This is a genomic window from Halobacterium zhouii (assembly GCF_021249405.1).
Lineage (GTDB): Archaea > Halobacteriota > Halobacteria > Halobacteriales > Halobacteriaceae > Halobacterium > Halobacterium zhouii.
Genome location: NZ_CP089593.1, coordinates 552711 through 568435 on the forward strand (window position 1 = coordinate 552711; position 15725 = coordinate 568435).

At 68.1% G+C, this 15725-nt stretch carries 19 protein-coding genes; 10 read left to right on the forward strand and 9 right to left on the reverse strand.

All coding sequences use genetic code 11. The features are described 5' to 3' along the window. Positions 1-20: 20 nt before the first annotated feature. Complete coding sequence (locus tag LT970_RS02755) at positions 21-236, forward strand: hypothetical protein (protein ID WP_232687442.1); 216 nt, start codon at positions 21-23, stop codon at positions 234-236. A 38-nt stretch (positions 237-274) separates the two neighbouring features. Next, positions 275-1045 (forward strand): CPBP family intramembrane glutamic endopeptidase, encoded by a 771-nt coding sequence (locus LT970_RS02760; RefSeq protein WP_232687443.1) that lies wholly within the window; start codon positions 275-277, stop codon positions 1043-1045. On the opposite strand, the gene LT970_RS02765 is transcribed toward LT970_RS02760, so the two are convergent. Together LT970_RS02765 and LT970_RS02770 are read right to left on the reverse strand one after the other, a co-directional pair. Continuing rightward, the gene (locus LT970_RS02765) at positions 1028-1477 is read right to left on the reverse strand and encodes a DUF302 domain-containing protein (protein WP_232687444.1); all 450 of its coding nucleotides are present in this window, start codon (positions 1475-1477) and stop codon (positions 1028-1030) included. The genes LT970_RS02760 and LT970_RS02765 overlap by 18 nt on opposite strands. A gap of 102 nt (positions 1478-1579) precedes the next feature. Beyond that, complete coding sequence (locus tag LT970_RS02770; RefSeq protein WP_232687445.1) at positions 1580-1873, reverse strand: DUF5789 family protein; 294 nt, start codon at positions 1871-1873, stop codon at positions 1580-1582. A 526-nt stretch (positions 1874-2399) separates the two neighbouring features. Between LT970_RS02770 and LT970_RS02775 the strand changes: the two genes are divergently transcribed. Next, positions 2400-3284, forward strand: coding sequence for a cell division protein CdpA domain-containing protein (locus LT970_RS02775; RefSeq protein ID WP_232687446.1), 885 nt, complete (start codon positions 2400-2402; stop codon positions 3282-3284). Positions 3285-3313: 29 nt separating this feature from the next. On the opposite strand, the gene LT970_RS02780 is transcribed toward LT970_RS02775, so the two are convergent. Genes LT970_RS02780 through LT970_RS02790 form a run of 3 tightly spaced genes read right to left on the reverse strand, consistent with a single transcriptional unit; the run spans position 3314 to position 6050 of the window. Beyond that, on the reverse strand, positions 3314-3748 hold the full coding sequence (locus tag LT970_RS02780) for a Mut7-C RNAse domain-containing protein (protein ID WP_232687447.1): 435 nt from the start codon (positions 3746-3748) through the stop codon (positions 3314-3316). A gap of 33 nt (positions 3749-3781) precedes the next feature. Continuing rightward, positions 3782-5578 carry a DNA polymerase/3'-5' exonuclease PolX gene (gene polX / locus LT970_RS02785; RefSeq protein ID WP_232687448.1) on the reverse strand — a complete coding sequence of 599 codons (1797 nt, stop codon included), beginning with the start codon at positions 5576-5578 and terminating at the stop codon, positions 3782-3784. A 37-nt stretch (positions 5579-5615) separates the two neighbouring features. After that, on the reverse strand, positions 5616-6050 hold the full coding sequence (locus LT970_RS02790; RefSeq protein ID WP_232687449.1) for a DUF5788 family protein: 435 nt from the start codon (positions 6048-6050) through the stop codon (positions 5616-5618). Positions 6051-6221: 171 nt separating this feature from the next. Between LT970_RS02790 and LT970_RS02795 the strand changes: the two genes are divergently transcribed. The 4 genes from LT970_RS02795 (at position 6222) to LT970_RS02810 (ending at position 10400) form a co-directional block, all read left to right on the forward strand. Next, positions 6222-7139, forward strand: coding sequence for a rhomboid family intramembrane serine protease (locus LT970_RS02795; RefSeq protein ID WP_232687450.1), 918 nt, complete (start codon positions 6222-6224; stop codon positions 7137-7139). A 30-nt stretch (positions 7140-7169) separates the two neighbouring features. Further along, positions 7170-7970, forward strand: coding sequence for an endonuclease V (locus LT970_RS02800; RefSeq protein ID WP_232687451.1), 801 nt, complete (start codon positions 7170-7172; stop codon positions 7968-7970). A gap of 50 nt (positions 7971-8020) precedes the next feature. Next, the gene (locus LT970_RS02805) at positions 8021-8857 is read left to right on the forward strand and encodes an SDR family oxidoreductase (RefSeq protein ID WP_232687452.1); all 837 of its coding nucleotides are present in this window, start codon (positions 8021-8023) and stop codon (positions 8855-8857) included. A gap of 154 nt (positions 8858-9011) precedes the next feature. After that, on the forward strand, positions 9012-10400 hold the full coding sequence (locus LT970_RS02810) for a glycerate kinase type-2 family protein (protein ID WP_232687453.1): 1389 nt from the start codon (positions 9012-9014) through the stop codon (positions 10398-10400). A 15-nt stretch (positions 10401-10415) separates the two neighbouring features. Here LT970_RS02810 and LT970_RS02815 read toward each other — a convergent pair whose 3' ends face one another. Together LT970_RS02815 and LT970_RS02820 are read right to left on the reverse strand one after the other, a co-directional pair. Continuing rightward, on the reverse strand, positions 10416-11777 hold the full coding sequence (locus tag LT970_RS02815) for a GntP family permease (protein ID WP_232687454.1): 1362 nt from the start codon (positions 11775-11777) through the stop codon (positions 10416-10418). A 95-nt stretch (positions 11778-11872) separates the two neighbouring features. Further along, positions 11873-12907 (reverse strand): ArsA family ATPase, encoded by a 1035-nt coding sequence (locus tag LT970_RS02820; protein ID WP_232687455.1) that lies wholly within the window; start codon positions 12905-12907, stop codon positions 11873-11875. Positions 12908-13109: 202 nt separating this feature from the next. Here LT970_RS02820 and LT970_RS02825 point away from each other — a divergent pair, with 202 nt between their 5' ends. Both LT970_RS02825 and LT970_RS02830 read left to right on the forward strand, forming a co-directional pair. Then, complete coding sequence (locus tag LT970_RS02825; protein WP_232687456.1) at positions 13110-13628, forward strand: CinA family protein; 519 nt, start codon at positions 13110-13112, stop codon at positions 13626-13628. A 13-nt stretch (positions 13629-13641) separates the two neighbouring features. Beyond that, positions 13642-14160 (forward strand): metal-dependent hydrolase, encoded by a 519-nt coding sequence (locus LT970_RS02830; protein WP_232687457.1) that lies wholly within the window; start codon positions 13642-13644, stop codon positions 14158-14160. Positions 14161-14179: 19 nt separating this feature from the next. Here LT970_RS02830 and LT970_RS02835 read toward each other — a convergent pair whose 3' ends face one another. Both LT970_RS02835 and LT970_RS02840 read right to left on the reverse strand, forming a co-directional pair. Beyond that, complete coding sequence (locus tag LT970_RS02835; protein ID WP_232687458.1) at positions 14180-14308, reverse strand: rubrerythrin-like domain-containing protein; 129 nt, start codon at positions 14306-14308, stop codon at positions 14180-14182. Between the two features lie 190 nt (positions 14309-14498). After that, complete coding sequence (locus LT970_RS02840; RefSeq protein ID WP_232687459.1) at positions 14499-15254, reverse strand: PHP-associated domain-containing protein; 756 nt, start codon at positions 15252-15254, stop codon at positions 14499-14501. A gap of 154 nt (positions 15255-15408) precedes the next feature. Between LT970_RS02840 and LT970_RS02845 the strand changes: the two genes are divergently transcribed. Then, positions 15409-15657, forward strand: coding sequence for a hypothetical protein (locus LT970_RS02845; protein ID WP_232687460.1), 249 nt, complete (start codon positions 15409-15411; stop codon positions 15655-15657). The last annotated feature ends 68 nt before the right edge of the window (positions 15658-15725 follow it).

Genomic DNA, 15725 nt, shown 5'->3' on the forward strand with positions numbered 1-15725 from the left:
CCCCCTTCCATCCTCGGCGTGTGACCGTTCCCCCAGCATTCGGCGCCCTCCCCGGCGGCATGGAACTGGCAGTCATCTTCCTCCTCGGGTTGTTCCTGTTCGTCCCGCTCGTTCTCGTCGTCCTCGGCGTTCGATGGGCCACGTCTACGTCCTCGGAGTCCCGAAACGACCGGGTCGAGGAACTCGAAGACGAGGTCGAGGACCTCAGACAGCGCGTCGAAGACGACGACTCGTAGCCCCTGTCTTTTTCGCCGGCGGCGTCGAACAGTGTGGTATGGATTCGGAAACTGGCGGGTCGAAGGCGAAAACCGTCGGCGTTGCCTTCGCCATCGCGATTCTCGGCTTCGTCGTCGGCATCCTCGTCTCCGTGCTGCTCACCTTCGCCTACGCGTACGCGACCGGAACCGCTATCGGGGATATCGGTGGTGTCGCGCTCCTCGGCATCTCGCTCGTCTCGCTCCAGGGCATCGGCTTCCCGTTGACGGCGTGGGCGTACGTCGGGTGGAGCGACCGCACGTGGTCGTTCGTCCCCGCCTCGGTCCCCGGTCTCGGCGACCTGAAGTGGGTCGGAGCGGGCTACGTCGGCGCGTTCGCCGCGGTCTACCTCATCAGCATCCTGCTCACGCTCACGTCCACGGAGACGGCGTCGAACTCCGCGGCCACCACCGCGCTCCAGAACCCGGGCATCATCCCGGTGCTCATCGTGCTCCAGTTGGTGCTCGTCGGCCCCGGCGAGGAACTCCTGTTCCGCGGCATCATCCAGGGGTCGCTCCGCGAGCGCTTCAGCGCGCCCGCCGCCATCGTGCTCGCCAGTCTGACGTTCGCGCCGGCGCACATCCTCGCGCTCTCGGGCGGCCTCGCCGCAGTCGCCGCGACCATCGGCGTGCTGTTCGTGCCGAGTCTCATCTTCGGGTACGTCTACGAGAAGACCGAAAACATCGTCGCACCCGCGCTCACGCACGGCCTCTACAACGCCACGCTGTTCACCATCCTCTACATCGCGGTCAGCGTCGGGCAGGCGCCCCAGTCACTCCTCGGATTCTAAGTTCTCGAACGCCTCCTCGACGAACTCACCGGTCTCCGTGACGATGTCGTCCCACTCCTCGTCGTCGGGCGCCATCCCCACCAGTCGCGCGATGCGCATGATGGAGACGTGGTACACCACCTGCGTTCCCGGTTCCTCCTCCCAGACGACGACGTTACACGGGAACAGCGCGCCGATGCGCCCGTCGCTCGCGTCGAGCGCGCGGTCCGCCATCCCCGGGTTGCACGCACCGAGCACGTAGTACGGGTCGCGGTCCGCGTCGACCTTCTCGTTCAGCAACTCCGACGGGGAGAACTCCACGGGAACGCCGAAGCCCGCGTCCGTGAACGCCTCCCGGACGTGCTCGACGGCCTCCTCGTGGTCCATCCGCAGTGTGGCCTGTTCCTCGCCGTACTCCTCGGGGTCGATCTCGGCGGGGTCGAACGGTAGCATCTCGACTGAACGTGCGTCGTTCTCGCGCAAAAATGTTGGTCACGTCGCGAGACTATCCCCGTCTCGCCTCGGACTATCCCCGTTCCGGGCCGCTGAACGGAACTACTCGTTCGTCGGCACCGGCCCGGAGCCAATCGCCTCCCGGACCTCGGACTCGAACTCCTGGCGGGACTCGAAGTACGGCACGTCGACGTCCTCGAGGAGCGTCACGAGGGTTTGCGGGCCGTCGGGCGTTCGAATCTCCGTCTCGCCTTCCTTGCGCGCTATCTCGCTCTTCTGGAGCCCCCACGTCAGCCGGGACGCCACGCGAGCGAGCGGCGCGCCCTCGACGGACGACCCCTCACCGAGCTCGACGGCGGGCGCATCGTCTTCCTCCTCGCCGTTCTCGTCAGCCATACGCGGTGGTTTGCGGGGCCACCGATTCAACCTTTCGAAGCGTACTGGACTGTGCGTAGACGAGTTACTCGGGTTCGCTGACCCCCCGAACGTCCTTTCTGCAACCGCTCGTACTGGTTCCGTGGACACCCAGAAAGCCCCGGTCGCCTCGACTCAGGATGCTCGCTGTGCTCCTCGCTCCGGTGGTCGCTGCGGTGCTTACGTCGCCTGCCTTCGTCGAGACGACCGCCCCTTACAGTCCTCCCAATGGCCGGTTGATCAGCCGGTCTGCTGAGGGACTGAAAGGGGCGGCGGGCTCGCGTTTACGTGTTCGCTCGCGCTGTAAGCACCGCAGCCGGAGGTGAGGAGCGCAACAAGCGAGCGGACGCGAGCGCGCCGGGGCTTTCTGGGTGGTCACGGAGTGAGTGTTGTTCGTAGCTGCCAGGACTTTCTGACTGTTTCCGCTAGCAAACAAACCGATTACTCCTGAACCAAATTCTGCAGTGTCTGACGCAGTGTTTTTACCCCGGGGTGACAATCAGCCCGCATGACGAGCCTCGGGGAAACCTACGACCGCCGCGCGGGGGAGGCGAGCCAGCGCCGCGTCTACCTCGGCACCGGCCTGTTCGCTGCTGGCGCGCTCCTCGTGGTGGGGGGTATTCTCGCGGGCGCGACTGGACTGCTCATCACGAACGGCTTCGGGCCCTACGAGAGCCGGGAGATCGCGGGCATCCTCGCGGGCCTGGGCATCCCAGCGGTGTTCGTCGGCATCTTCTCGGTGCTCCCGGCGAACCAACTGCAGCGCGCCGCCGCGGCCGTCGGCTCCGGACTGGCGGTGCTCGGCGTGATGTTGTTCCGCGCCGCGTACCCCGAGAACTGGTACGCGGGCGCGACGAGCGTCCCGTCGACGGAAACGCTGGCGTTCGTCGTCGTCTACTTCGCGGGCATCATCACGACGTTCTGGTGTCTGTTCACCGCCGTGGCGACGTTCAAGACGCGCAACGACCCCGGCGGAACGGTGACGCTCACCGTGACGAAGGACGGCGAGACACACACCGTCGAGGTACCCGCGGGCAACGTCGAGAGCGCGCGCGAAGCGCTCACCTCCGGTAGCTTCGGTGGCGTCGGCGTGTTCGGCGGCGTCGAGGACCCCGAGCAACAGACGCGCGCGAACACTGCACAGCCCGACCCGTCGCCCGGCCCGGCGTCCGCGTCCGTCTCCGACGGCGGCGCGACCAGCCAGGACATCACGTCCCCACTCGACGAGGAGATGGTCGACGACGACGCCGCTGTCGGCCCGGACGAGTACTGCGGGAACTGCACGCACTTCGACTACGCCGAGACCGGCGACGGCATGCAGCCCTATTGTGGCCTCTACGACGAGGACATGGACGATATGGAGGCCTGCGAGTGGTGGGAGCCGAACAACTGAATCTGGCACTCCCTCCCCGCTGCAGCGTTTCAGAACCGGAGTCTCGTTCTCACGTCGTCCCAGTGTGACCCCTGCCAGAACCACTGTCCGCAGTCGCGACACCGCCACACGGGACTGACGTCGTCGGGGACGTACTCCGGTCGCGGGGCGTCGCTCGCCACCCGTTCGAGACGCCCGTTGCACGCGCCACACCGCTCGCCGGCAGCCAGTTCGAGGGACACCCCAGCGTCCCGGAGTTCGCGCAACTGTTCGTCGGTGTCCTTCGAGCGCACGAGAATGCTGTCCGGCGTGCGTGCCGCTAACTGTTCGTCGCGCGTCAGTAGCACGCGGCCCTCGTCGAGCGCGAGCGCCCGGACGTCGTCGTCCGCTTCGACGTCCCGGTCGAGGCAGTACGCGGCGTCGTGGCCGCACATCCGCAGGATTCTCGCGAGATCGCCGAGCATCGCGTCGAGGAGAAACCTCATCGTGGAGTCACGCCCTGGTGCCGGCCCATGGCATCAGTGCAGGAACGCGCGGACGCCCTCAGCGTCCCGGGTGTTCAGCACGTCTGCGGCCTCGGCCCACCCGCGACGGGCGGTGTGCACCCCGTACTCGACGTTCGAGAATTCGTCCGGGGAGTGGGCGTCGGTGTCGATGCAGATGGTCGCGCCCGCCTCGATTGCGGCTTTCACCATGCTCCCCCAGAGGTCGAGACGGTGGGGGTTCGCGTTCACCTCCAGTGCGGTGCCGGCCTCGGCGGCCGCCGCGCCGAGTTCGGCGGCGTCGAACTCCATCGCGGGCCGGTTGTTGATGAGGCGCCCCGACGGGTGACCGAGGACGTCCACGTGCGGGTGTTCGACGGCACGAATCAGGCGCTCGGTCTGGTCGCCGCCGTCGTCGCCGAGGCCGCTGTGCGGACTCGCCACGACGACGTCGAGGTCCGCGAGCACGTCGTCGCTCACGTCGCCGACGTTCCCCTCGGCGTCGATGTTCGCTTCCGTGCCGTGGAAGACAGTGATGTCGGCGTCCTCGCGCACTTGCTCGACCTCCTCGGCCTGCTCCCGGAGCTCCGCCTCCGAGAGCCCGGAGTCGCCGAACACGCCCGGTCCCTCCGCGTGGTCGGAGATACTGACGTAGTCGTGGCCGAACTCGGCGGCGCCCGCGACGAGTTCCGCTATCGTGTTCGCGCCGTCCGACCACTCAGTGTGCGTGTGGAGGTCCCCGCGCACGTCCCCAATCTCGAGCAGGTCGGGGAGCGTCCCGTTCTTCGCGGCCTCGATTTCACCCCGGTCCTCGCGCAACTCCGGAGCCATCCACGGGAGGCCGAGGGCCTCGTACATCGCTTCCTCCGTCTCGCGGGCGAGCAAGTCGCCGACGCGCTGACCCGACTCCGGGTCCTCGACGTCGTCGTCGGACTCCGTCCGACTGCCCGAGGCGCGTAGCGCCTCGCTGCTGACGTCGAACACGCCGTATTCGTTGACCTTCTTCCCCTGCGCGATGGCGTGGTTCCGGAGCGTGATGTTGTGCGCCTTGCCCCCCGTGAAGTACTGGAGCGCCGCCCCGAACTCCTCGGGCACCACCGCCCGCAGGTCGATCCGCAGACCGCCGGCGCGCACGCTCGTCTTCGTCGGCCCGAGGTCGAGGGTCTCCTCGACGCGCTCCCACTCCGTGAGCGCCTCGCCGACCGCCTCCCCGGATTCGGTCGCCACGAGCACGTCCACGTCGCCGATGGTGTCCCGCCACCGCCGCAGCGACCCCGCTGTCTTCGCCTGTTCGACTGCGTCGTGCGACCGGACGAACTCGAGAATCCCCGCAGCGACCGGCACCGCGTCCCCGAGCAGTTCGCGCTCCTGGGCCTCCCGCGCGAACTCGATGTGGTCGAGGATGTTCTGCTCGGTTTTCTCGCCGAACCCCGAGACTTCCTGAATCTCCCCTGCTTCGGCGGCCGCCTCCAGGTCGTCGAGCGTCTGGATGCCGAGTGCGTCGTACAGTTTCCCGACGGTCTTCGGCCCGACACCCTCCACCGCCGTGAGTTGTGCCATCTCCACGGGGAGTTTATCGCGTTCGTCTTCCAGTTCCTCGATTTCGCCGGTCTCGACGTACTCCACGACCTTCGACGCGATCGCCTCGCCGACGCCGCTGACGTCCCGGACCGCGTCCTCGCCCTCCGCCGCGAGGTCCTCGATGGCGGTCGGGTGGTCCCTGATGCTGTCCGCCGCGCGGCGGTACGCGTTCGGCTTGTACTCGACGTCCTGGGCCTCCAGCAGGTCGGCGTACTCCTCGAGCACCGCCGCGATTTCGGCGTTCTGGCTCACCGCCGGTCACCTCGCTGTGCGGGTGCGGCGCGCCGAGTCATCGCCGAATCCCCTCGTTGTCGTCGTTGCCGAGTGCCTGCTTGAGGAACGAGTACCAGCGCTTCTTGTCGGCGCGCTCGTTGGCCTCCGCTTCGGCCTCGAGGTCGGTCGCGCCCATGGATTCGAGCGCGTTCAGCGCGCGGTCGATGCCCACCAGCACCTCCACGACGCGCTCTCCCTCCTCCCGGGAGATATCCCCCTCTTCCAGGGTCTCCCGGCGCTCGATGCGCTCGCGGCGCAGCAGCGTCTTCACTTCGTCGACCTCCTCGCGCGTGTCCGCCGGGATGGTGTCGCGCTTTTTCACCTCGAAGACGAACGCCCCGAGTTCGAAGCGCTCGCCCTGCAGGTCGATCTCGTCGGGAATCGACGCCCCCACCGTCGCGGACTCCCGGTCGACCCGTTCGAGGAGTTGCTTGCGCTCGTACTCTTGCATATCCGCTGGTACCACCGGAGCGGCCAAAAACACCGTGGCTGTTTCCGGATGGTTCCGGTGTGCGTTGTGGCGCTGTCGGGATTCTGCGCTCGGTCTCCTGCCTGCCCGTTCGCCCGACGACGCTCTACTGCGACCCCAAACGCTTTCGCCGCCCCTCCCTAACGCCCGGTAATGGCGACGTGTGACCGGTGTGGCGAACAGGAGCCGATGCCGTACCGGTGTCGGCTTTGTGGCGGCACCTACTGTTCGGACCACCGACTCCCGGAGAACCACAACTGTCCGGGGCTGGACGAGTGGGACGACCCGAACGGCGTCTTCGACAGCGGGTTCGACGATAGCGGCGGCAAGCAACAGCAGCAGGCCGAGGGAAGCGTCGTGAGTCGCGTGACGCCGGACGCGAGCACGGGCGGCCTGTTCGGCTACTTCCGCGGGAACATGACGTACGTGTTCCTCGCGCTGATGTGGTTGACGTTCGTCGCGCAACTCATCTTCCAGAGCACCATCGACTCACAGGCGGACGTCGCGCTCTACGAGAGCATCTTCGTGCTGACGACCACGCACCCGGAGTACGTCTGGACGTGGTTCACGTCCATCTTCGCGCACGCCGGGTTCTCGCACATCTTCGTGAACAGCATCGTGATATTCTTCTTCGGCCGTCTGGTCGAGGACTACGTCGGCTCCAGGGAGTTCTCAGTGCTGTTCCTGGCGTCGGGCGCGCTTGCGGGCCTGAGCCAGATACTCGTCGGGTTGCTTCAGAGCACCCCTGCGGGCGTGGTCGGCGCGAGCGGCGCCGGTCTCGCCATCATGGGCGTGCTCACCGTGCTCAACCCGGGACTGCGCGTCTACCTCTACTTCATCCTGCCCGTGCCAATCTGGGTGCTCACCGGTCTCTACGCGGTGGTGAGCGTCATCGGCATCGTCGGGCCGAGCATCGCGGGCGCGAACGTGGCGAACGCGGCCCACCTCGTCGGCCTGCTGATCGGGCTGGCGTACGGCAAGCACGTCGAGGGCCGCGGCCGCACGCCCCGCCAGCTCCAGTTCGGGGGCGGCGGTGGTGGCCGGGGCGGCCCGGGTCGCGGGCGCTTCTGAGATGACCGCCGTCACCGCGGGTGGTCCGGGGTGAACGTCGTCCACCCGGAGTACCTTCCGGACCCCGGTCGCTCGCGCGAGGAGATGGAGGTACTCCAGCGCGACATCGCGGCGGACGCCGAGTTCGAGGACGACGTTGACTTCGATTCCGCGGACGTCGCGCTCTCTGGAACACCGACCGAGCATGAAGTCGGTCAGACGGAACTCGATGCGAGCAGCGCAACGGACACACCGGTCGTCGTCGGCGTCGACCAGGCGTTCACGGACGACGAGGCGGTGAGCGCCGTCGTCGCCATCCGCGACGGCGTCGTGGTGGACCGCGCGGCGGGGCACGCGCCCCTGGAGATTCCCTACATTCCGGGCCTGCTCTCCTTTCGGGAGGGAAGCGCCATCGTGGACGCACTCGAATCCCTCTCCGTCGACCCCGACGTGCTGGTCGTCGACGGCAGCGGGCGCATCCACTTCCGGCAGGCCGGCCTCGCCACGCACGTCGGCGTCCTGTTCGACGTTCCGGCGGTCGGCGTGGCGAAGAACCTCCTGTGTGGCACACCCCGCGCGTCACTCGACGACCCGCTCGCGGCGGGCGCTCGCGTCGCCATCGAGGCCGACGATTCGATGGACGCCCCCGACGGCACCGTCGTCGGCTACGCTTACCAGAGCCGCCAGTACCCGAATCCCGAGACGCGCCACGTCAACCCACTGTTCGTGAGCCCCGGCCACCGCCTGAGCGCCGAAACGGCGGTCGACGTCGTCGAGGCGACCTGTTCGGGGTACAAGCTTCCCGAACCGACCAGACTCGCCGACGCGTACGCCGACGAACTGAAGGCGTAGCCGCCGGCGGGGAGGTGAAGCGTTAACTACCAGGGCGGTGACGTGCCGGCATGGAGAACGTCGCGCTCGTCACTGGTTGTTCGTCGGGCATCGGTGACGCGACCGCCCGAGCACTGCTCGAGGAGGAGTGGACCGTCGTCGCGACCGCACGCGACACCGACGACGTCGCCGCGCTCGCGAACGCGGGCTGTGAGACCGCCGAACTCGACGTGACGAAACCCGCACAGTGCGTGAACGTCGTCGATGACGTCGTGGAGCGCCACGGCCGCCTCGACGCGCTCGTGAACAACGCCGGGTACGCGCAACTCGGCCCGCTCGAGGACGTGCCGACGCGGCGCGTCCACGACCAGTTCGACGTGAACGTCTACGGTCCTCACCGCCTCATTCGGGCGGCGCTCCCGCACATGCGGGAGGCCGGCGACGGAACCATCGTGAACGTCTCGAGCGTCTCCGGTCGCGTCGCCACACCCGGGATGGGCGCGTACAACGCCTCGAAGTTCGCGCTCGAGGGGATGAGCGACGCGCTCCGTGCGGAGGTCGACTCCTTCGGCGTGGACGTCGCGCTCGTCGAACCCGGGCCCGTGGAGACGCAGTTCTCGGACCGCGCGGAGTCGGAACTCGACCCGCTGGAGGGAAGCGGCGCCTACGACCGGCTCTACGAGTTCTTCGCGGACGCGAGCGCGGTCAACGGCGTCGGCGCGGTGTCGGCCGAGGACGTCGCGGACACCATCGTGGAGGCCACCGTGAGCTCGAACCCGAAGGCGCGCTACCCCGTCGGTCGAGCCGGGAAAATCGGCGTGCTCGCTCGTTTCCTCCCGGCGAGCGTGCTGGACCGGCTGTACAGTCTCGGGATGTCCCTCGCGTCGCGAGTGCAGTCGAGGGACTGACCGGACGGGTCGGGAAGCCGAGTTCCGGTGGTGGAGCGGGAAGCCGAGTAGCAGCGGCTTCGACGACCGAGAGCGGGGCGCCGGTGGTCGAGTCCGGGTCGGTGCGCCAACCGGAATCCACTTGTCCGCGTGGAACCGCGTCCCAACCAAACCGATGATACGGAATCGGGACGAGCTGGCTGGCGGCGACGGCCGGGAGACCGCACTCGCGTGCCTCGAGGCGGGCATCCGGGCCGCCCATCCGCGCGCGGTCGTCCGAGAGTCGGTCCGTCGCTCGGGGGAAACGCTCCGGGTGCTGGACGCCGAGTACGACCTCGGCGAGTACGACGAGGTGGTCGTCGCGGGCGGCGGGAACGCCGCTGGTCACGTGGCCGCCGCGCTCGAATCCATCCTCGGCGACTCCCTCGACGGCGGCGCTGTCGTCACCGACGACTTCGCGGAGACGGACCGAGTCGAGGTGCTGCCGGGCGACCATCCGGTTCCGAGCGAGCGAGGTGTCGACGGCGCGCGCAGTATTCTCGACCTTGCCGAATCCGCGGACGAGCGAACCCTGGTGCTGGCCGTCCTCACCGGCGGCGGAAGCGCTCTTCTGCCCGCGCCGGCGGGCGACGTGACACTCGAGGACCTCCAGGCGACGACCGACTCGCTGCTCGCGAGCGGTGCTCCCATCAACGAGATGAACGCCGTGCGGAAGCACCTCTCCGCACTGAAGGGCGGACAGCTGGCGGCCGCGGCCGCCCCCGGGGCGGTCGTCGGACTGGTGCTCAGCGACGTGGTCGGCGACGACCTCGGCGTGATCGCCAGCGGCCCGACGGCCCCCGACGACTCGACGTTCGAATCGGCGCTATCGGTGCTCGACGCCTACGACGCAGACGCGCCCGAGCGTGTCCGCGACCGGCTCAGGCGCGGCGCCGACGGCGACGTCTCCGAGACGCCGGGCGTGGGGGACGAAACGTTCGACCGCGTGACCAACCACGTGCTGGCGAACGCGCGGACAGCGCTCGACGCGGCCCGCGACGCAGCCGCCGAGCGCGGCTACGATGCGATGGTTCTCTCGGCGAGCGTGCGGGGCGAGGCCTGCGAGGCGGCCAAGACTCACGTCGCCGTCGCCGAGGAGATTGTCACGAGCGCCGACCCCGTCGAGCCGCCGGCGGTCGTCCTCTCGGGCGGCGAGACCACCGTGACGCTCTCCGGGGACGGCGGCGTCGGGAGCGACGCGACTGACGGTTCGGCGGACGAGCGAACCGAGTCCGCCGGCGGCCCGAACCAGGAGTTCGCCACGAGCGCCGCGGCGGAACTCGACGCGGCCGGCGTCGTGCTGGCGTCCGTAGACACCGACGGCATCGACGGCGCGACCGACGCGGCGGGCGCCGTTGTCGACGCCGACACGGTCCCCGATGGCGGCGCCGACGCTGTTCGCACGGCGCTCGCGAACAACGACGTCGCCCGGTATCTCGACGAGCGAGGCGCGCTCGTTCGAACGGGGACGACAGGAACGAACGTCAACGACCTCCGAGTGCTGGTCGTCGCGGAGCGGTCCTAGACCGCCCCTGGGTCGTTACAGGACCAGGCCGACCAGGCCTCTGAGGACGACGATCCAGACGATGCTCGTGACGCCGAGCGCGAGCGTCGCCAGCGTCCACGCCTGGTAGGCTGTCGCCGCCTCCATGTCGGTGAACTCGGTGATGATCCAGAAGTAGGAGTCGTTTGCGTGGCTCACTGTCATGCTCCCCGCGCCGATGGCGAGCACCGCGAACACCCGGCCCCACTGCGAGGCGAGACCGAGCGGTTCGAGCAGCGGTGCGACGAGGCTCGCCGTCGTCAGGATGGCAACGGTCGAGGAGCCGAGTGCGGTCTTCATCGCGGCCGCGATGACGAACGCGGCGAGCAGGCCGATGCCCAGGCCACCGAACGTGCTGGTGACGAAGTCCTGAAGCGGGAGCGCGCCCAGCACGTTGCCGAACGCGCCGCCGGCACCGGTCACGGCGAGGATGACGGCGGCGTTCGTGATACCTTCGCTCACCCACTCGTCGGTGACCTCGTCGGTGAACTCGGGGACGGCGGCGAAGGAGACGAAGGCGCCAATGATGAGCGCGACTGCGGGGTCACCGAAGAACAGCAGCCAGTTCTGGAGCGTGCCCGTGATCAGTTCCGGATTTGCCGCCTCGGGGTACGCGGCGACACTCCCGAGCGCGATGAGCACGATGGGGACCACTAGCGGTGCGAACGAGGCGGCAGGCGACGGAAGCGTGCCGTACTCGTCTTCGATCTCCTCGACCGTCATCTCCGGGTCGGGGTCGATGTGGAACCGGGAGGCGACCCGGTCGGCCCACACCGCGGCGACGAACACGATGGGAGCGCTCACAACGATTCCCGCGAGCATGACGAGGCCGATGTCCGCGCCGATGATGCCCGCTGCAGCGATGGGGCCGGGCGTCGGTGGGACGAACACGTGCGTGACGTAGAGCCCGCCGGCGAGCGCGACGCCGACCGTGGCGAGTGAGAGCGACGACCGATCGGCGAGCGTTCGGTTGAGCCCCGATAGGATGACGAATCCCGAGTCACAGAACACGGGAATGCTCACGAAACTTCCCGTGATGGCCATCACCGTGGTCGTGTGTTCCTCGCCGACGACGTCGAGAATCGACTCGGCGATGACGATGGCTGCGCCCGACCGTTCGAGCGCGGTGCCGATGATGGTCCCGGCGAGAATTACGATACCGATGTAGCCGAGCACACTGCCGAATCCGTTCGTGACGAGTGCCGCCGCCTCGCTTGGCGCGACTCCCGCGACGAGCGCGGTTCCGTACGCCGCGACGAGCAGGGTGAGAAACGCGTGTAAATCCAGTTTTGCGGTGGCGACGATGATGAACGCGATTGCCGCCAGCAGCAACAATACCAGCGGTATTCCCGATAACATGCAGGTTGTTCCCAAACGGATTGTTTGTATAATGCTGTCCCTACCAGCAACGATTCTGGTAGAATGTGTGAACTGTCCCAGGAGATGACGGCGTCTCAGTCCAGGCAGGACGCGACGACGCGAAGCGAGCGCTCGCCTCTGACTTCCTCCGCGAGCAGCGGCACGCGTTTCACGTCGTGGCCGCGGAACAGGTCCTGGGCGTCCGCGAGCGCGCCCTGCTGGACCGCCCAGCGTCGCGAGCAAAAGTCGCAGTGCTCGGGGTCGGGCGCGACGAACGCCTCGGTCGGCACGTCGGTGACGTCCGCGAGTGGCTCCATCACGCGGTTCACGACGACGGTGCCGACCGGCACGCCGAACTCGTCGAGTCGGGAGACGAGACGCTCGGACTCCACGACGCTCATCTCCTCTGGCACCATCACGACGCGGAAGTCGGTCCGCGCCGGGTCCGTGAGCACGCCACGGAGTCGCTCGACGCGCTCTTTCACGGCGTCGAGGTCGCCGAAGCCGTCGTCCTCGGCGCCGTCGCCGCCTCCGCCGAACATCCCCTTCACGCCGTCGAGCATCCCGCCGAAGCGCTCGCGCATCTGCACGAGGCGCCCGACCATGGAGTCGAGGACCTCCGGGAGTTCGAGCAGTCGGAGCGTGTGCCCGGTCGGCGCGGTGTCGACGACCACGCGGTCGAAGCGCTCGTCGTCCAGGTACTCGAGGAGGAGTTGCATCGCCGCGGCCTCATCCGCGCCGGGCATCATCGCGGCGTCGTCGGCGCTGTCGCCCGCCGCGCCCCCGAGCAGCGCGTCCAGACCGCCGGCGAACCCGCCCTCCTGGCCGAACATCCCGGCCTGCGAGAGCGCGTCGTCGGGGTCGATCTCGACCGCCCACAGCGGCGCGTCCTCCCGAATCTGCGCCGGCCGTGACGGAATTTCGGCGCCGAGTGTGTCCGACAGCGAGTGCGCGGGGTCCGTCGACACGACGAGCGTCGACGTGCCAGCGTTCGCGCTGGCGAGCGCCGTCGCCGCCGCCATCGTCGTCTTCCCCACGCCGCCCTTCCCGCCGTACAGCACGTACTCCGCGGTCCCCGCCCCGACGCCGGGGTCGAGGGAGTCGACCGCCTCGACCTCGAGTTCGTCCATGCGCCGGCATCGGCGTTCCACGTGGGTCAATCCGTCGGTCGAATGCGGGCCAGGCCCGGCCGTCTCTGGGCAAAAACAGCAGCGTCGGCGGCATCTGAACTCATCACTTGGCGTACAACTCGGCACCTGAATACAGTGAAAACGCAAGACGAACGTCGGACGCTGGCGCCAAATTGAAGCACGACTAGACGTTAGTGGGCGTATGCGCGACCACGCCGACGACCCCCCGGTCGAGGAGACACTCGGGGACGCCCTCCGTGACGCCGGGCACACCGTCGCCGTGGCGGAGTCCTGCACGGGCGGTCTCGTCGGGTCGCTGCTCACGGACGTGCCGGGGTCGAGTGAGTACTTCGACCGCGCCACCGTCACGTACTCCTACGACGCGAAACTCGACAGCGGCATCACCCGGGAGGCGCTCGACGAACACGGCGCGGTCAGCGAACCCGTCGCGCGCCAGATGGCTCAGGCCGCCCGGGACAGTGCCGGCACGACGTGGGGAGTCTCCACGACCGGCGTCGCGGGACCGAGTGGCGGCACCGAGGAGACGCCGGTCGGGACGGTCTTCGTCGGCGTCGCGTACCGCGGCGACTGGGGCTCGCAGTCCTCTTACGCGACTGTCGAGCGCTACGAGTTCGAGGGTGACAGAGCCGACGTGAAAGAGCAGATCGCGAGACGCGCGCTCCACGACCTGGCTGCGGAACTCGAGGCGGTGCGCGAGTGATCCCCGCAGCACGATGAACAAGCGAGACCACGTCCTCAACGGTGTTCTACTCGCCATCGGCCTGGGGTACGTCTGGTATCCCGCAGGCGGGGTGGCGACCCTCCAGACCATCGCCGCGGTCGCGGTCCCCGTGGTGCTCGGCGCGCTGCTCCCGGACGTCGACACGAGCCTCGGGCGCCACCGGAAGACGCTGCACAACCTCCCAGTGCTCGCGCTCCTCTACGCGTTCCCGTACGTCTTCGCGAACCTCCGGTACGTCTGGATCGGGGTCGCCACGCACTACGTGCTCGACGCCCTCGGGAGCAAGCGCGGCGTCGCGTTGTTCTACCCGTTCTCGAAGACCGAGTACGGCCTCCCGGTCGGCGTCGCCACCGTCTCGAAGTACGCGAGCGTCGTGACCGTCGTCGTCACCGCACTCGAACTCGCGCTCGTCGCGGCGGCCCTCCACGTCGCTCCGGATGTGGTTCCCAGCCTGGATGTGGTTCCCAGTGACGTCGCGAACGCGCTCGCCCGACTGCCCCGCCCGTGGTGACTCGCTCTTCGGACCGAGTTTACTCCCGGGAGACGCTGATGTCGATCATGTCACCGCCGCACTTCGGACAGACCTCCGGCTGGTGTTCGGCCTTCATCCGATTCCCGCAGTCGTTGCACTCGTAGGTGTTCTCGCCGGCGTTTCCCATACCGATGTCACGGCTGCTGGACGGTTGTACGTTACTGCCGTTCACGCCTGTGGCCGGTGACTGCCGCCGTACCGAGTCGGTGGCTGTCGCCGTATCGAGTCGGTGACTGCCGCCGTACCGAGTCGGTGGCTGTCGCCGTATCGAGTCGGTGACTGCCGCCGTATCGAGTCGGTGCTACTGCCACACTGGCTCAGTAGACAGAGACGTCGTCGAACCGGCCGTCGTACGCGATGTGGCGCGGGTGCGTCGGTTCGGTGCCCGAGAGGAACAGTCGGTCGACCTTCTCCCAGGAGTTCTCGTAGGCGAGGTGGAGTTTCTCCGTGAAGCTCCGTGTCCGGTGGCGCACGCCGTGGTGGTGGTACGTGCGCCGTTCGACGCCGTCCCGGAGCGCGGCGACGAGGTCGGCCTCACTCTCGATGTCTGTGTCGAACTCCGTCCACACCTCGCCGATCGTCCGGGGCAGGTGGGCGTACGTCGACGCGAACGCCGGGATGTCGTGGGCGTTCGCGATGCTCCGCGCTCGCTTGCAGTGATGCGAGAGGAGTTTCGGGTTGTACGTCTCCACGGCGTCGATCTGTTCGCGGTAGCGGCTCAGGTCGCCGGCGCTCAGGCTCACGTTCAGGAACGTCGGATGCGGGGCTAGCACCGCCGCGTCCTGCTCGTCGAACGCCGACAGCGCGCCCGAAAGCGTCACGAAGTCTGGAACGGGGTCTTCGAGTCCGATTGCGAGGAGGTGCCTGCGGTCGCGGTACGACCCCGTGAACACTTCGCGGCCCGGCACCACGAGCAACTCGTCGTCGGAGAACCGGTCGGCGCGCTCGCGCACGTCCGGCAGTCGCGTGAAGTGTGGCGCGTAGACGAGTACGTCGACGCCCGCGGCCTTCGCTCGCTCGACGACCGCCTCGTCGAGCACCTTCACGTGGAGGTCCGCCCGTGTCGTCGGCACGACGCAGGGTTCACACGCGGCCACTTAGCGACTTACGATTCGTTCGCGTCCCCGCGAGGACCGTTGACCCTTCGCGCACCTCCCCATCTATCGACTAGTGGTCGATACTGCTACCGCCGCACGAGTTAAGTGGTGTGAGAGCATGGGGCACAGTATGGGTGACACGAAGCGCGGCCGCGAGCGGAAAGGCCTGAAAAAGCGCGAACAACGCATCGAGCACGAACTCGAACGCGAGCTCGACGCGTCCGAAGAACCCCCGGAAGCGCCCGACGCAACCGAAGAGCCTCCCGAGGTACCCGACGCATCCGAAGACCCTCCCGAACCCTCCGAAACACCCGACGCGTCCGAAGAACCTCCGGAAGCACCCGACGCATCCGAGGACGACGTACACGTCGAGACGTAGTCCGTCCACGGAACCCCTTTCGTCGACGGAATCCACCCACGCCTCCATTCTTCGACAGTCCGCTGCCG

What these genes read in the sequence shown, in the direction of transcription:
- LT970_RS02760 (WP_232687443.1), top strand. Translation starts at nt 275, where the DNA reads ATGGATTCGGAAACTGGCGGGTCGAAGGCGAAAACCGTCGGCGTTGCC.
- LT970_RS02765 (WP_232687444.1), bottom strand. Translation starts at nt 1,477, where the DNA reads ATGCTACCGTTCGACCCCGCCGAGATCGACCCCGAGGAGTACGGCGAG.
- LT970_RS02770 (WP_232687445.1), bottom strand. Translation starts at nt 1,873, where the DNA reads ATGGCTGACGAGAACGGCGAGGAGGAAGACGATGCGCCCGCCGTCGAG.
- LT970_RS02775 (WP_232687446.1), top strand. Translation starts at nt 2,400, where the DNA reads ATGACGAGCCTCGGGGAAACCTACGACCGCCGCGCGGGGGAGGCGAGC.
- LT970_RS02780 (WP_232687447.1), bottom strand. Translation starts at nt 3,748, where the DNA reads ATGAGGTTTCTCCTCGACGCGATGCTCGGCGATCTCGCGAGAATCCTG.
- LT970_RS02790 (WP_232687449.1), bottom strand. Translation starts at nt 6,050, where the DNA reads ATGCAAGAGTACGAGCGCAAGCAACTCCTCGAACGGGTCGACCGGGAG.
- LT970_RS02795 (WP_232687450.1), top strand. Translation starts at nt 6,222, where the DNA reads ATGGCGACGTGTGACCGGTGTGGCGAACAGGAGCCGATGCCGTACCGG.
- LT970_RS02805 (WP_232687452.1), top strand. Translation starts at nt 8,021, where the DNA reads ATGGAGAACGTCGCGCTCGTCACTGGTTGTTCGTCGGGCATCGGTGAC.
- LT970_RS02810 (WP_232687453.1), top strand. Translation starts at nt 9,012, where the DNA reads ATGATACGGAATCGGGACGAGCTGGCTGGCGGCGACGGCCGGGAGACC.
- LT970_RS02815 (WP_232687454.1), bottom strand. Translation starts at nt 11,777, where the DNA reads ATGTTATCGGGAATACCGCTGGTATTGTTGCTGCTGGCGGCAATCGCG.
- LT970_RS02820 (WP_232687455.1), bottom strand. Translation starts at nt 12,907, where the DNA reads ATGGACGAACTCGAGGTCGAGGCGGTCGACTCCCTCGACCCCGGCGTC.
- LT970_RS02825 (WP_232687456.1), top strand. Translation starts at nt 13,110, where the DNA reads ATGCGCGACCACGCCGACGACCCCCCGGTCGAGGAGACACTCGGGGAC.
- LT970_RS02830 (WP_232687457.1), top strand. Translation starts at nt 13,642, where the DNA reads ATGAACAAGCGAGACCACGTCCTCAACGGTGTTCTACTCGCCATCGGC.
- LT970_RS02835 (WP_232687458.1), bottom strand. Translation starts at nt 14,308, where the DNA reads ATGGGAAACGCCGGCGAGAACACCTACGAGTGCAACGACTGCGGGAAT.
- LT970_RS02845 (WP_232687460.1), top strand. Translation starts at nt 15,409, where the DNA reads ATGGGTGACACGAAGCGCGGCCGCGAGCGGAAAGGCCTGAAAAAGCGC.